Source organism: Hydrogenophaga sp. (genome assembly GCF_030158645.1).
GTDB lineage: Bacteria > Pseudomonadota > Gammaproteobacteria > Burkholderiales > Burkholderiaceae_C > Hydrogenophaga.
In genome coordinates this window covers 1-1450 of sequence record NZ_JAOASO010000128.1, presented here as the reverse complement: position 1 = coordinate 1450, position 1450 = coordinate 1, and the positions used below count along the sequence as shown (strand labels likewise).

Genomic DNA, 1450 nt, shown 5'->3' with positions numbered 1-1450 from the left:
CGGTCAGCGTGCCGATCTGGTTGATCTTGATCAGGATCGAGTTGGCGATGCGCTTCTCGATGCCTTCCTTCAGGATCGCGGTGTTGGTGACGAACAGGTCGTCGCCGACGATCTGCACCTTGCTGCCGAGGCGATCGGTCAGGTGCTTCCAGCCGTCCCAGTCGTTCTCGGCCATGCCGTCCTCGATGCTGATGATCGGGTACTTGTCGACCCAGGTCGCCAGGATGTCGGTCCACTCGGGGGCCGACAGCGACAGGTTCTCGCTGCCCAGCACGTACTTGCCGTCCTTGTAGAACTCGCTCGCGGCGCAATCGAGGCCGATCGCGATCTGTTCGCCAGCGGTGTAACCGGCCTGGTCGATCGCTTCCAGGATCAGCTGGATCGCCGCTTCGTGGTTGGCGACGCTGGGCGCGAAGCCGCCCTCGTCGCCGACGGCGGTGCTCATGTTCTTGCCGTGGATGATCTTCTTCAGTGCGTGGAACACCTCGGCGCCGTAGCGCACCGCTTCGCGGAAGCTCGGTGCGCCGACCGGGATGATCATCAGCTCCTGCAGGTCGAGGTTGTTGTTGGCGTGCGCACCGCCGTTGATGACGTTCATCATCGGCACCGGCAGCTGCATGCCACCCGATCCGCCGAAGTAGCGGTACAGCGGCAGGCCGCTTTCCTCGGCGGCGGCGCGGGCCACCGCCATGCTGACCGCCAGGATCGCGTTGGCGCCCAGGCGGCTCTTGTTGTCGGTGCCGTCGAGGTCGATCATGGTGCGATCGAGGAACGCCTGCTCGCTGGCGTCGAGCCCGAGCACGGCCTCGCTGATCTCGGTGTTGACATGCTCGACCGCGCGCATGACGCCCTTGCCGAGGTAGCGCTTCGGATCGCCGTCGCGCAGCTCGTTCGCTTCGCGCGAGCCGGTCGACGCGCCCGACGGCACCGCCGCGCGGCCCATCACGCCCGATTCGAGCAGCACATCGCATTCGACGGTCGGGTTGCCCCGGCTGTCCAGGATCTCTCTGCCGACGATGTCAACGATCGCACTCATGGTTCTTCCTCAAGATGGTTGATGCAAAAAATTCGGGGTGGTGAGGGGCAGCCGGGACGGGCGCCGCGCTCAGCAGCTGAAATCGTTCTCGAGCAGCGGCTGCTGCTTGACCACGCGGTCCAGCGACACCAGTTGTTCGAGCAGCGCACGCATGCGCTTCAGCGGCACCGCGTTGGGGCCGTCGCTCATCGCGTTCATCGGGTCCGGGTGGGTTTCCATGAACACGCCCGCCACGCCGACGGCGATCGCCGCACGCGCCAGCACCGGCACGAACTCGCGCTGCCCGCCGCTGCTGGTGCCCTGGCCGCCGGGCAACTGCACCGAGTGCGTCGCATCGAAGACCACCGGCGCGCCGGTCTCGCGCATGATCGCCAGCGAGCGCATGTCGCTGACCAGGTTGTTGTAGCCGAAGCT

The 1450-nt window shown here is 66.2% G+C and carries 1 protein-coding gene and 1 pseudogene; both read right to left on the bottom strand.

Annotated elements, in window-relative coordinates:
* Positions 1–1036, bottom strand: a 1036-nt coding sequence (eno, locus tag Q1W68_RS13640) for a phosphopyruvate hydratase (protein ID WP_300716940.1), incomplete at its 3' end; no start/stop codon positions are given.
* A gap of 69 nt (positions 1037–1105) precedes the next feature.
* Positions 1106–1450 (bottom strand): annotated as a pseudogene (locus tag Q1W68_RS13635) (3-deoxy-8-phosphooctulonate synthase); the annotation flags it as partial.